This is a genomic window from Flavobacterium sp. CFS9, from assembly GCF_041154745.1.
Taxonomy (GTDB): Bacteria; Bacteroidota; Bacteroidia; order Flavobacteriales; family Flavobacteriaceae; genus Flavobacterium.
Genome location: NZ_AP031573.1, coordinates 2,018,287 through 2,032,115, shown reverse-complemented (window position 1 = coordinate 2,032,115; position 13,829 = coordinate 2,018,287). Strand labels below are relative to the sequence as shown.

Below are 13,829 nucleotides of genomic sequence, written 5' to 3'. Positions count from 1 at the left end.
AACTATGAAAAATTTATATAGATTTATTTTATTGTCAATTTTTACCCTTTATTTAAGTTGTTCTTCAAAAATAGATGAAAAACAAATCATTGGTAAATATGAAATTGATAAATTTGTCACAAGGGATACATTAGTTAAAGCAGAAGAGTATCGATTATTATTGATCAATGCAGATAAGACTTTTGAATTAAAAAACAATAATACAAAGACAAATTCCGTTGGAACTTGGAAATCTAATAAGTCTGAAAATAATAATGAGATCATTATTGAATTTAGCTTTTCAAACAGAAAAGTAAAAGGAATATTAAATGGCACTATAATTAGTTTTAGCTACCCAAATGACTTATATAAAGGCAGATACTCTAATTTACTATATGTAAAATTAAGAAAATAAAAACACCTCTTCATTATGGAGTAGCTCTTGAAAATAAGAGAAAAGATTATTTAAAGAAATCTTTTTTAATCCCTTAATCTGTGGCGAAAAAAACGAGGAAAATTAGTGGCCGAGAATTCTTCACAGATTCGGCAGATTTAGCCGATTATAAAAAAACCTCTCTTTTGAAAAGTCAAAAGGGAGGTTTGTATAACTAAATCAAAGACTTTATTCCTCTTCTTTCTCAATTGCATCTTTATAATCCGGATACAAAAACTTGTTATAAGGGAATCTCGTGATATGAATCTGGCGGACTGCCTCGTAAACCATTTCTCTGAATTCTTCAAAATTCTGTTTTTGTGTTGCCGAGATAAACAGTGCTTTATCTTCTCCAACATTACTCATCCAGGTCTGTTTCCATTCCTCAAGCGTATAATGTCTTCTTGTTCTTTCGGTAATTAAATCATCTTCATCAATTGTCAAATGTTTGTAGGCATCAATTTTATTAAAAACCATAATCGTTGGTTTGTCATTACTCTTAATCTCTAACAAAGTTTGATTTACCGATTCGATATGATCTTCAAAATCAGGGTGCGAAATATCTACAACATGCAATAGTAAATCGGCTTCACGTACCTCATCGAGCGTACTTTTAAACGAATCTACCAGCTGTGTTGGCAATTTTCTAATAAAACCTACGGTATCCGATAATAAAAACGGTAAGTTTTTAATTACTACTTTTCGAACAGTGGTATCTAAAGTTGCAAATAATTTATTTTCAACAAAAACATCACTTTTACCAATCGCATTCATCAGAGTCGATTTTCCAACATTGGTATATCCTACAAGCGCCACACGAACCATCGCACCGCGATTACTGCGCTGAATGCTCATTTGTTTGTCGATGGTCTTGATTTTATCCTTTAGTAGCGAAATTCGGTCACGTACGATACGTCTGTCTGTTTCGATCTCGGTTTCTCCCGGACCACGCATACCAATACCCCCTTTTTGACGCTCAAGGTGTGTCCATAAACCAGAAAGTCTAGGCAGTAAATATTGACATTGTGCCAGCTCAACCTGTGTTCTTGCATAAGAGGTCTCAGCTCTTTGCGCAAAAATATCCAGAATTAAATTCGTTCGGTCTAAAATTTTACAATCGATAATTCTGGAAATATTCTTTTGTTGTGATGGTGATAATTCATCATCAAAAATCAACGTCGATATATTGTTTTCTTTTACAAAAAGATTGATTTCATCTATTTTTCCTGTCCCTACAAAAGTCTTCGGATTTGGACGTTCCATTTTTTGCGAAAAGCGTTTAATCACTTCACCTCCTGCGGTAAAAGTCAAAAACTCTAATTCATCCAGATATTCGTTAAGTTTTTCTTCACTTTGATTTTGAGTTATAATACCTACAATGGCTGTTCTCTCAAAATTTATAACTTCTTTTTCTAACATAGCTTTGAATAAGGTGCAAATTTAATGATTTGTAAGGTACTAACCCTTATAGAACTCGTTTTTTAAACCGTATTTGAAAAATTACACTATTCTTTAAAAATCCAAATCCCAAATTCCAAATCGCAATTGTTAATTGAGGTTTGGAATTTGGGATTTCAGATTTGAATTTTCGGATTTAAAATTTATGTTACTCGTAAATAAAAGTTTTTTCTGTTTTTACAATTCCGTTTTCCTCTATCTGAGAGCAAGAGATTGGAAAGTTCAGTTTGTTGTATTTGTATTTTCTGCTCACTCCAACCAAAACAGTAGAGGAGGGACTAAATACGATTTCGTTATTAGGAGAAATGGATTCAAAACTGAATTCTTCTTCATGATACGAAATCATTGGTACAATCACTTTATAATTATCTCCAAATAAGCTTTTAACAATCAGAAGATCAACAGAATTCTTATCATCAAAAATAAAACTTTTCGAAATTTTATCTCCTACCAAACCTTTATGCTTTATGACATTATCGTTGAAATAAACATATTCGATTTTACCAATGATGGCTTTGTTTCTGTCTCGGGAAGTACGTCTTACGATAGCACCGTTTTCAACAATATATTCGATATCATCCACTAAATTCTGATGATTGGTACTCTTTTTTGTAATTACCTTTACTCTTGCGCCTTCGTAAGTAAAAGTCACTACTTTGGTAATGTAGTCATTTCCTTCCTGATATTTTTTTACAAACTTTGTGATGTTGTTGTCGGCATCATAACTATAATTCACAACTTCTTTCCAGTCACTTCCTACCTTATCTTTAACTGTCATATCCAATAGTCCTTTGGTATTGTAAAAGAAATGCTGAATGACATCTGAAGTCGTAATGGTTTGTATTTTCCCGTCTTTAAAAACAACCGTTTTGTTTACAATTTCACCATCTTTAGAGTTCTGGTAATTTGTTTTGACAATATTAATTTGTTTCAATCTGACAGGTGTAGTGTTCTGACTCTGACTGTGCAGCAAACATGGAAAAACCATCATGATGATGGCAAGAAAATAGATTTTCATAGTGGTATTTGTATTGATTTGGGGTGACCAAAATACAAAATTCTACTAAAATTTAACAGTTTAAATCTCAAAAACAATACTGTATTAAATTACTATCTAAAAATCAAGACCTTAACTAAGTATCTATTAAAAATAGCCTTATTTTTCAGCAAAAATTCTAACATCATCAACCATAAAAGCACCATTCAAAGTTTTATCCTTGCCCGAACCCATATATTTAAATGCAATATTAATATTCCCTGAATAGGAAGATAAATCAATTGCTCCGGAACTGATAAAAACCCGGGATGGTGTCAACAATGAAGGGAATTTTGCCGTTAGCTTTGTCCATTTTGCTTTGGTTACACTAGAACCATCGAAATTAGTCGAAACATAAACCTCGAGCATATTTAATGGCGAATCAATCTTTAAGTCGTGCTGTGCGCTTCTAAAGGATAATACTGCATTTTTATAACCGCTCAAATTGATTTTTGGAGTAACCAGCCAGGCAGCATTTTCGGCTGCAGTAGTACTTGTGGTATTAAACTCTGCATAACCGTTTCCGGCATACATCATACTCTCCCATAATTTTGAAGCTTTTTCAACAATGTTACTCCAACCCGGCAAAATAAAATTCACATTATTTTTTACAGATTGAAAATCTTCCGTAAAAATTGGTATATCTCTTTTTCCGTTCATTTCCAGATCTTTTTCTGATCTGCTCATTAATTGATAATCTGATCCGTATTTGGTCAAAACTCCTCTCACTTTTCCACTCCCTTCCGGTACCAATTTATTTGCAAAACCCGCATAACTGCTTGTTCTGAAAATAATCTGATTCCCGCTTTTATCCTGAAGGTTCCAGTTTGTCGAACCGCCTACATTATTGGATTCTTCAAAATAATGACGGCCAATCGCTTCCTCTGCAAACTGAACTCCGTTCAACTCCACTAATGTATTAAGCTTATCGTCATTGAGCGCTTCTTCTACAGAAATTGTTTTCACCAATTTACTTTCATCCATTATGGTACAGGATGCATTGAGGATATTTTTATAATCGGTCTGCGAAATTCTGCCTATTACTGGATCTCCCGAATTGCTTACGGACAAACTTCCGATACGCAAACCACCAAAATATAAATCTGTAAACTGATTCTTTAATTTGATATACACTTTGTTCCCCATCCGAAAATCGATATAAGTGTTGGTAACATCAACCGCAACACTAAATCCTGTTGCCGGTGTTTCATCAGTTGCGATAGTTTGCAGGAAAAGTATCTTAAAGAAATTTCCTCCCTCATCGCTTGACACTACGTAAGCCTCAATAGTATCATCGTAGCCATATTGTTTCGGAACGGGTCCTGAAAAATCTTTAACTTTCTGAACCTTCTGATTAATAACTAAACTCGGTTGTGTACATTCCAATTTTGGAATTTCAATTTCATTATTACAGCTATAAATCATCGGCAACAAGAATGCATAACCGAAAAGTAAGAATCTATTTTTCATTTCAAATTGGTTTTAAAATTTTACAAACTCATGGTAAGGTTCACAAAATAAGTTCTTCCATATCCATAATAATATTTAGAACCAAATGAGGGTGTTCCGCTGGAAACATCCTGATTGAGAGCTCTAAAATTGGCATTTCGGGCTTGTTCGAAACCACCAGTTTTGTACATAACATTCAGAACATTATTAACACTCCAGAAAGCACCTATATACTTGTGAGCGATACGCCAGGACTTCCCTCCTGCAATATTTAATAATGAAATGGGATCAAATTTTTCCTGTTTGAGCAAAGCAGCTGTCCGTTCTTCAGTCGCTTCCGGGAAGACGTGACCATTCACAGCGTTTACATAAAACCGATTGGTTCTAGCAATTGGCGAAACATCAATATAAGTGTCAGACAAATAATTAATATTCGCTCCCAGCCACCAAAATTTAGGATCTCTGTATTCTAATCCAATGGAATATGCTTGTTGAGGCATACCCGGCTGTTTGTAGTTTTTAAGATATGATTTTCCAAAATCAAAAGTGGTCTGAGTACCGCCTTCTGCCACATTTGCATCGTTAGTTATTGATACATTAGGATTACTGCTGTAGACATAATTACCATACGCCACAGATGAAGTTGCTTTTAACGTAGACGAAATTTGCCATTCAAGACTAAATTCCATACCCCAATTTTTCTTATCCAGATGAGTCAAAGTCTGACTAACAAATGCATCTGTATTGTTGTAAGCGGCACCCTGATCAAAAATTCCTTCAGCGAAGAAAAAGGAAGTTCGGGTTGTATTTTTAATCAATAAATAATAAAATGTAGAGCGAATTTTAAAATTAGGAGAACGAAAAACATAGTTTCCTTCTGCGCTGCTTATACTTTCATTTTCAATTCCGTCGACTATCGAATTATTCAGTCTGGAATTTAAAAATGTATTTCGTATGGATGGTGCTCTGCTTAGATGCATTCCGTTAAGAAACATCCATTGTTTTCCTGAAATTTTATAGGTCAGGCCACCTTTAAAACCAAAATTTTCAAAATTTACATCTTTGCTTTTTCCTAGTGATGATGTTGGATAAATTCCGTTCTGATACAATCCTTCTCTCTGGTAATTGGAAACCGAATAATACTGACCTAAATAAAAATCTATTTTTTTATAACTGAATTTAAACTGTGTGAAAGCATCAATTGTAGTTGCTAGAAGATTGTAATTGTAACCATAAACATCTCCTTCTTTTACCTGACGATTCGGGTTTTGTAAATCAGACTGTGCGGGATTACCTTGATAAAACTCATCAATGTCTTCAAAATATTGCCCTCCCAGCAAATCTAAAAGATATTGAAACTGATGTGATTTTAATTTTCTAAAAGCAATTCCTCCATCAAAAGCAGTATTCTCTGTTACCTGTACATTTAAGTTTGAATTTGCACCAAAAGTTTTATCATCTGTCCGGTCTTCATATAAAACATAGTGACTTTGTGCAGGCTCAAATCCATTAATTGTTCCATCAGAATTTAAAATTGGTTTCTGATTGGCACGATATAATTCAGCCCAATTGATCTGACGGTTTTCGAGAAAATTTGTTTTTGCTTTTTCAGCACTTATATAATCGGGGGTGAAATCTCCTGAAAACTCCCCTTTGTCTTTTCCATAGATTGAGGTATAATAACTGGGCAGTTTTTGATAATACACCGGATCGGGACTCGCAGCATTTTGATAGTCAATAGTACTGTTTCCTACCTGACCGAATTGATACATTAGACCGGAATTCAGATTTGTTTTCTCATTTATTTTGTAATAATGATTTAGCATCAATACCGGTTCTTCGACTCTTTTTACTCTCGCATTTCTCTTTTTCCCATTTTGAAATCCCCAATAAGAATTGTATTTCTCACTGGTTAATTGGATAACTTCATTTGTATTTGCTGAATTTTTTCCTCTTGAATTTGGCGTATAAAATCCTGTAAAGTTCAATGAATGCTTATCGTTCAGTTTCTTTTCTACACTAATAAAAAAAGATTCTGCATCGAAATTTGTTCCTTCAAAATAACCTTCATCCGACCAGCGTTTTCCTGCTGAAAGTACATAAGCCCAACCGGAAGCATTCATTCCGGAGGCATAAGTCGCAATAGCCCGCCAATTGTAGATCGTATTGCTTCCTGAAAAAGAAAGCTGACTGTTTTTTCTGTACAATGAAGCACGTGTATTTATTTGCTGGGTTCCTAAAACTCCTCCGAAAGTATAATTTGAAGCGGCAGCCCCAACTGAAAATTCCTGATTTCGCAATACATTGTTCAAGCCTCCCCAATTGCTCCATTGTGGTCTTCCGTCGTAAATTTTATTCATGACCATACCGTTAAGCATCATTACGCCATTTTCACTGTCCAGACCCCGAACCCTAAATCGGGCCTGCCCCCAATTGAAAGCTGAAGCCTGCATAAAAGCATCTCTTGAAGATTGCAAAAGACCCGAAGTCATTTCCGATGAACTGTTATCATCTGAAAAATCGCTGTCTAACAAAGTGATTAGTGCTGCCGGTGTCTCTTCTGAATAATTATATTCTAACGGTAAAATACCCAGTTCAACCTTTTGCCCCGGGTTTGATTGTATTTTTAAGAGAAGATCTTTATAGCCCTGACTGTGTATCCATAATAATTGGTCTCCCTTTATAGCAGAGTGTAATTCAAACTTTCCCTTTGCATCAGTTAATTGTGTTATGGAAGAATTTTGAATGTTTAACACAATATTTTCCAATGGATTTAGAGTCTTTGAGTCAACTATAGTTCCTGAAAAAGTGGTGTGTTCTTGTGCAAACAGAAGACTAATAGGCAATAAAACAAATAATAACGTTCCTTTTTTTGTCATGAAAACCCCAATTTACTTTTATAATTTTAGTTTTAGGATTGAATGTTTTAAAAACAAAAACATCCAATCTCTTACATCAAAAGATAAAATTGGTTTTTGGGAGAGATAAAAAATAATAAGCTAATACTCATTATTTAGTTTCAGGATTCAAATATAAACAAAAAACAATGATGAAGTATTTTCTTACTAAATGAAACTTGGCACAAAAATAACCCTTCGTCTTTTTTTAACGTACAAACTAAGAGGCTATTCTAATTTTGGAGACCATAAAAGCAATCAGGACTCCGAAAATTCCAATAAAAGCGAATGAAAACTGAAGCCCGAAAGTTTCAGCTATATGTCCGATAACCGGTGGTCCCATTAAAAACCCCAGAAAACTTACACTCGAAACAATAGTTAAAGCTTCTCCGGGTGGCACTGTCGGATTTTTCCCTGCCAGACTATAAACGGTAGGAACGATAGTGGCAACTCCTAAACCAACTGCCATAAAAGCGATAGTACAAGGTATCAGATAAGGAAGAAAAACGGCTGTAAAAAGTCCGGCAGAAATCATCACTCCGCTAATTTGCATGACGCGTTCACGTCCAAATTTATTGATCAGACCATCTCCCAGAAAACGTCCGCTTGCCATCATAATCATAAAGGAGGTGTATCCTAAAATCACCAACGGGCCAGGTGCTTTTACGATATCTTTAAAGTATACTCCGCTCCAGTCAAACATTACGCCTTCGCTTGCCATGCTGCAAAATCCAATCACTCCAAGCCAGATTAAAGTGCTGTCCGGTTTTACAAATAGTTTCTTTTTCTCGCTCTTAGCTTTGATTTTTTCTTTGGCTTTAATTAAAAACTTAAAGTTAAAAGCAATCATTATTAATACAATTCCTGCCACGATCAGGAAGTGATGAAGAGGACTTAACTTTAAAGCCAGCATTCCCAACCCTACTAAAGCTCCGGTAAATCCGGCAAAACTCCACATGCCGTGAAAAGACGACATGATTGTTTTTTTAAAAAGAACTTCCGTATAAACACCTTGTGTATTGACTGCAATATTAGCCAGATTTCCAAACAATCCGAACAAAAATAATCCTAATGACAATTGTAAGGCTGAAGTAGCCAAACCTAAATTAGTCAGACACAAAACATACATGATTAAAGAAAGAATCAAAATTCGATGACTGCCAAATTTTGTAACCATCTTACCTGAAAATGGCATAATTAATAATTGCCCCATCGGCAAAGCAAAAAGAATAGAACCAAGATCACCTTCGGTTAAATGCAATGCTGTTTTAATGTCAGGAATCCTGCTTGCCCAGGTCGCAAAACTTAAACCCATTCCAAAATAAAACATCCCAACTGCAAAACGAATTCGGTTCAAATAGGAGATTTTAGCTTCTCTGTAAGCTTTCTTAATTTTTCCTTTGGTTTGGAATAATGCTAATGGATTGAAGTCGATCAAAATAATGCGTTTTGAATTTAACTCTATAAAAGTACTAAAAAGCTGCTTTATGGCCTATAAAACCTAACTGTTACTCCATTTACAACGTTGTATGTTTATAAATTTTTGAGAAGCAAAGGTACTGAGGGGCAAAGGGGCAAAGGTTTTTTGTCGTTTACTAATTCTAATTGTTTTACTTTATAGGTTATGATTCTTTTTTTTCAAAGTTTAAAAAATAAAAAATCTGTGACAGTCTGTTTTATTCGTCAAATCTGTGGGCAGCTTCACTACAAGTTAATTACTTTTTTCTGTGCATTGCTTGCGATTGCTGCTTCGATAATCTGCATTACTTTTACTCCGTCCTGTGCTGTAACCGGTTCTTTTTCATCCTTTACAATAGCCTCATAAACTCCATCAAAAAAGGAAAAATAATTCCCCTGAAGCGTTGGGATTTTTTCCCTGATTACTTCTCCCTTAATTTCAGTGTGTAAAAGCCCTTGTAAGGTTTCTGATTCTGTTCCCCAGAATTCCAGATTTGGTTTTTTACCTAATTTTAAATCATCTTCCTGAACGTCTCCACGAGGTTTTAAAAATGATCCTTTTTTACCGTGAATCGCATAAGCGGGATTGGCTTCTCTCACAAAAAAACCGGCTTTTAAACGGACTCTGAAATTTTCGTAAATCAGCAGTAAATCGATCCAGTCATCCACCAAAGTAGCTGCTCTGGTATAACGAATATCTCCAAAAACTGCATTTGGAGAACCGAACAAACAAACGGCCTGATCGATTAAATGCGGCCCCAAATCTTTCAGGATTCCTGCACCATCATTTAAAGTTTCTTTATGTGCTTTAGGACTTAATAACGGATTGTATCTGTCAAAATGAAACTCGGCTTCAACCAGATCGCCTAAAACTCCGTCATTAATTATTTTTTGAACTGTTTTGAAATCACTGTCCCATCTTCTGTTTTGAAAAACGGCTAATTTTAATCCTTTTTCTTTTGCTATTGCAGCCAGTTCCTGAGCTTCGGCTACTGTCGTGGTAAACGCTTTTTCGACTACGGCATGTTTACCACTTAAAAGCACTTGTTTCGCATATTCATAATGCGTTCCCACTGGCGTATTTACGATCACCAAATCGACATCATCAGCCAATAAATCCTCGAGCGAAGCATAACTTTTTACCGCCGGATAATCTTCCTGAATGAGTTTTTTACTTCTTTCCCAGGCCCCTAATAACTCAAACCCCGGGTGTATATTTAAAAATGGAGCATGGAACACCTTCCCCGACATTCCGTATGATAGTAGTGCTGTTTTTATTTTTTGCATTGGTTTTGTTTTAATTTATTAGTCACGACCCGAGCAATAGCGAACGGACGAAGTAATTCACGAATTATGTTAAGTTTTTAAACACAAACGATTTGTATAAATTCGTGAATTTGTGGCAATAAAATATTAAAGTTTCGCTCTTTCGTATTGTTTTGGCCACTGAATATCGTCATTTAATTCTTTAGCAAAATCTAAAGGCAAATTCGGATTTCTGAGCGATTCTCTGGCGAATAAAATCACATCGGCCTGACCGTTCTTCAAAATTTCTTCGGCTTGTTTAGCTTCTGTTATTAAACCGACCGCCCCCGTTAAAATAGAAGCTTCTTTTTTAATTTTGGCAGCGAAAGGAACCTGATAGTTGGGCTGCAAAGGAATTTGCTGATGCGAAACTAATCCGCCTGACGAAGTATCAATTAAATCCACCCCTTTCTCTTTTAAGATTATGGAAAGTTTTACGGATTCTTCCGGATCCCATCCTCCTTCTGCCCAATCAGTAGCCGAAATTCGAACGAACAAAGGCAAATCAGACGGCCACTCTGATTGTACGGCTTCAACAATTTCTAAGGTAAGGCGAATTCTGTTTTCGAAACTTCCACCATATTCATCATTTCTGACGTTTGTTAAAGGCGATAAAAACTGATGCAGCAAATAGCCGTGTGCTCCATGAATTTCCATAACCTGAAAACCTGCTTTAACAGCTCTTTTTGTTGCGGCTTTAAAATCTGAAATTACTTTTTGAATGCCTTTTTTATCTAATGCTTCCGGAAGAAAAGGCTCAGCATCATGATACGGAATCGCACTTGCCGAAACAGTCTGCCATCCACCTTGTCCAATATCTAATTTTTTATTACCCTCCCAAGGAACAGAGACACTTGCTTTTCGTCCGGCATGTGCCAATTGAATCCCGGGTATAGCATTTTGAGAAACAATAAATTGGTTGATTGTTTTTAATTTTTCAATATGTTCGTCTTTCCACAAACCTAAATCGGAAGGAGAAATTCTTGCCTCAGGAGAAACTGCTGTGGCTTCCTGAATGATTAAACCTACCCCGCCACTGGCACGACTGCCCAGATGAACCAAATGCCAATCGTTTGCAAATCCATCAACGGCCGAATACTGACACATAGGCGAGATAACAATTCTGTTTTTTAAAGTGATCTTTTTTATGGTTAAGGGAGTAAATAATAATGAGGTCATATCGTAACTTTTAATTGTTCTGAACCGCCTGTTGGCTATGACGGTACTCTAAAAAAGTAAAGTTACGGTATCTGCTTAAAAGTAAAAATCCAAATGTTTATTAATTAACAAACATTTAAAACCTTATGTATTATATTGCACTATCAAATTAAAATAGAAACGTTACTTTTGTGCGTTAAATACGAACTAAAAATACAAAATGGATATAGTTATCAAACTCTCTCAATTTCTATTGAGTTTATCTTTACTTATTATTCTTCATGAATTAGGGCATTTTATTCCCGCTAAATTATTTAAAACCAGAGTCGAAAAATTCTACTTATTTTTTGATGTTAAATATTCTCTATTAAAAAAGAAAATTGGCGAAACTGAATACGGAATCGGTTGGTTACCACTTGGAGGTTATGTAAAGATCTCGGGAATGATCGACGAAAGCATGGACAAAGAACAAATGGCTTTGCCTCCGCAACCTTGGGAATTCCGTTCTAAACCGGCATGGCAGCGTTTAATTATTATGCTGGGCGGTGTTACGGTAAACTTTATCCTGGCCTTTATTATTTATATTGGAATGGCATTTGCTTATGGTGATACCTATGTAGCCAATGCAGATCTGAAAGATGGTGTTTTGGTTGAACATCCTGTAATGCTAAAAGCAGGGTTTAAAACCGGAGATAAATTCCTGGCTGTTGACGGACAAAAAATCGAAAATTTCGATAATGATATCAACATGAAAATTATCATGGCTAAAGAAGTCCTAATCGAAAGAAATGGACAGCAACAAACGATCAAAATGCCAACTGACTTTGTAGATCAGTTGTCAAAGCAGGAAAAAGCTCCACTTGTAGATATGAGAATTCCTTTTGCCGTAGCAAGCATTACAGAAGAATCCGGAAATACAGCCTTAAAACCAAAAGATTTAATTGTTAGTCTTAATGGTCAGGATGCAAGATATTACGATCAGGTAAAATCTATTTTAGTAGAAAACAAAGGCAAAACGATTCCTGCAGTTGTTTTACGTGATCTGAAAAAAGTACCCGTTACCGTTAAAGTATCGGCAGCCGGAAAATTGGGTGTTGGCGTTGGTGGTTTAAATATCGAATCCTTAGAAAAATTAGGATACTATAAAGTGAGTACCAAAAACTACACTTTCTTAGAATCAATTCCGGTTGGACTTACAAAAGGTAAAGATCAATTAGTAGGTTACGGAAAACAGCTTAAAATGATTTTCAATCCTGAAACGAAAGCTTACAAACAAGTGGGTGGTTTTGCGGCTATTTTCAACATTTTTCCAAGTAGCTGGAGCTGGGAAACCTTCTGGTCGATCACTGCTTTATTATCAATTATGCTTGGAGTAATGAATTTATTGCCAATTCCTGCTCTTGATGGTGGTCATGTAATGTTTTTATTATACGAAATAATCAGTGGCAGAAAACCGAGCGATAAATTCCTTGAAAATGCCCAAATGGTTGGTTTCGTTTTACTTATAGCACTGCTTTTATTTGCTAATGGGAACGACATTTATAAGGCAATTGTGAAATAGAAAAAAAAATCAATAAAAAGTGCAAAAATATTTTTGAGAAACTAAAAAACGTCTTATATTTGCACTCGCTAAAAAGAACAGCAACTTCCTCCTTAGCTCAGTTGGTTAGAGCATCTGACTGTTAATCAGAGGGTCCTTGGTTCGAGCCCAAGAGGGGGAGCAACTTTTTAGCAAACATATTTACCTTTAAGGTGATTCCTCCTTAGCTCAGTTGGTTAGAGCATCTGACTGTTAATCAGAGGGTCCTTGGTTCGAGCCCAAGAGGGGGAGCTTACTAAAAACCACTTACAAACGTAAGTGGTTTTTTTTATTCTTTTATTTCATTCAATATCCGAATCACAATCTAAAACTTTCGCTTTTGATAAGGCGTACCCTCACCCTCTTCACAATAACTTTTAAGACTCAAAAGAAACATCGCCCAGTTGTAATTACACCAACGATAAAACTCCGTCAGCTCTCGCCAGTCAAAATGCTTCAGAACAACTGCCGTCACACTATTCTTCTCCGTCAAATCAAACGAAATACCCGTTCCTATCCATTCCGGATCTGAACCCACACACTCCCACAATATCCTTTTATCAGGAGACAGTTCTATCACCTTCATTTTTGTCACATCCTCATCCCCGAAACCAAACTCATTTACAAAACCTACTTCCGGCTCGACAACTAACTCTTCTGTCCAGACAGCAGCCAGACCTTCCTGCGTCGTCAACACCTTATAAACTTCCGCAACAGGCGCTTTAATATAATTGATATGTTCTATTTTTTCCATTTTTATAACCCGATTATTGTTTACCGCATAAAGTTAGTAAGTTTTATATTACCCCCTAAACAAAATACACACCCTTCCCTGGACAGCTTTAAATCCCGACAAACCCGACACCTCAAAAAAGCACCAACTTATCTTTTCATTAGACCAACATTAAAACCAGAGAAAAATTTCTTTTCACAGAAAACAAATCCAACTTTAGAAATTTGAAATTTAAGAAGAAAACCAGTAGTCACATAAACTTTACTGTTCGCGATTTTTTTTTGCAGATTACACGATTTTTTTGTCAATCTGATTTCACCACCAAACCAAAACACTTTACATCA

The 13,829-nt window shown here is 35.6% G+C and carries 10 protein-coding genes and 2 tRNA genes; 4 read left to right on the top strand and 8 right to left on the bottom strand.

Annotation, left to right across the window (positions count from 1 at the left end):
- Positions 1 to 4 precede the first annotated feature (4 nt).
- Positions 5 to 394: a hypothetical protein gene (locus tag ACAM30_RS08970; RefSeq protein ID WP_369618176.1), complete on the top strand. Its 390-nt coding sequence runs from the start codon at positions 5 to 7 to the stop codon at positions 392 to 394.
- 207 nt (positions 395 to 601) lie between these two features.
- On the opposite strand, the gene hflX is transcribed toward ACAM30_RS08970, so the two are convergent.
- The 7 genes from hflX to ACAM30_RS08935 all read right to left on the bottom strand — a co-directional run bounded on the left by hflX (position 602) and on the right by ACAM30_RS08935 (position 11,194).
- Positions 602 to 1,831 (bottom strand): GTPase HflX, encoded by a 1,230-nt coding sequence (hflX, locus tag ACAM30_RS08965; RefSeq protein WP_369618175.1) that lies wholly within the window; start codon positions 1,829 to 1,831, stop codon positions 602 to 604.
- Positions 1,832 to 2,018: 187 nt separating this feature from the next.
- On the bottom strand, positions 2,019 to 2,888 hold the full coding sequence (locus tag ACAM30_RS08960) for a hypothetical protein (RefSeq protein ID WP_369618174.1): 870 nt from the start codon (positions 2,886 to 2,888) through the stop codon (positions 2,019 to 2,021).
- A gap of 138 nt (positions 2,889 to 3,026) precedes the next feature.
- The gene (locus ACAM30_RS08955; RefSeq protein ID WP_369618173.1) at positions 3,027 to 4,376 is read right to left on the bottom strand and encodes a DUF5689 domain-containing protein; all 1,350 of its coding nucleotides are present in this window, start codon (positions 4,374 to 4,376) and stop codon (positions 3,027 to 3,029) included.
- Between the two features lie 20 nt (positions 4,377 to 4,396).
- Complete coding sequence (locus ACAM30_RS08950; protein ID WP_369618172.1) at positions 4,397 to 7,234, bottom strand: carboxypeptidase-like regulatory domain-containing protein; 2,838 nt, start codon at positions 7,232 to 7,234, stop codon at positions 4,397 to 4,399.
- Positions 7,235 to 7,472: 238 nt separating this feature from the next.
- Positions 7,473 to 8,690, bottom strand: a complete 1,218-nt coding sequence (locus tag ACAM30_RS08945) for an MFS transporter (RefSeq protein ID WP_369618171.1) — start codon at positions 8,688 to 8,690, stop codon at positions 7,473 to 7,475.
- A gap of 266 nt (positions 8,691 to 8,956) precedes the next feature.
- Entirely contained in the window at positions 8,957 to 9,997 is a 1,041-nt protein-coding gene (locus tag ACAM30_RS08940) for a Gfo/Idh/MocA family oxidoreductase (RefSeq protein WP_369618170.1), read from the bottom strand.
- Positions 9,998 to 10,123: 126 nt separating this feature from the next.
- Positions 10,124 to 11,194: an NADH:flavin oxidoreductase/NADH oxidase gene (locus tag ACAM30_RS08935; RefSeq protein ID WP_369618169.1), complete on the bottom strand. Its 1,071-nt coding sequence runs from the start codon at positions 11,192 to 11,194 to the stop codon at positions 10,124 to 10,126.
- A gap of 199 nt (positions 11,195 to 11,393) precedes the next feature.
- Between ACAM30_RS08935 and rseP the strand changes: the two genes are divergently transcribed.
- The 3 genes from rseP (at position 11,394) to ACAM30_RS08920 (ending at position 13,004) form a co-directional block, all read left to right on the top strand.
- On the top strand, positions 11,394 to 12,734 hold the full coding sequence (gene rseP, locus ACAM30_RS08930; protein WP_369618168.1) for an RIP metalloprotease RseP: 1,341 nt from the start codon (positions 11,394 to 11,396) through the stop codon (positions 12,732 to 12,734).
- A gap of 86 nt (positions 12,735 to 12,820) precedes the next feature.
- A tRNA-Asn gene (locus tag ACAM30_RS08925) sits at positions 12,821 to 12,894 on the top strand.
- A 36-nt stretch (positions 12,895 to 12,930) separates the two neighbouring features.
- A tRNA-Asn gene (locus ACAM30_RS08920) sits at positions 12,931 to 13,004 on the top strand.
- Between the two features lie 73 nt (positions 13,005 to 13,077).
- Here the strand turns inward: ACAM30_RS08920 and ACAM30_RS08915 are convergent.
- Positions 13,078 to 13,506, bottom strand: coding sequence for an SRPBCC domain-containing protein (locus ACAM30_RS08915; protein WP_369618167.1), 429 nt, complete (start codon positions 13,504 to 13,506; stop codon positions 13,078 to 13,080).
- Positions 13,507 to 13,829 lie beyond the last annotated feature (323 nt).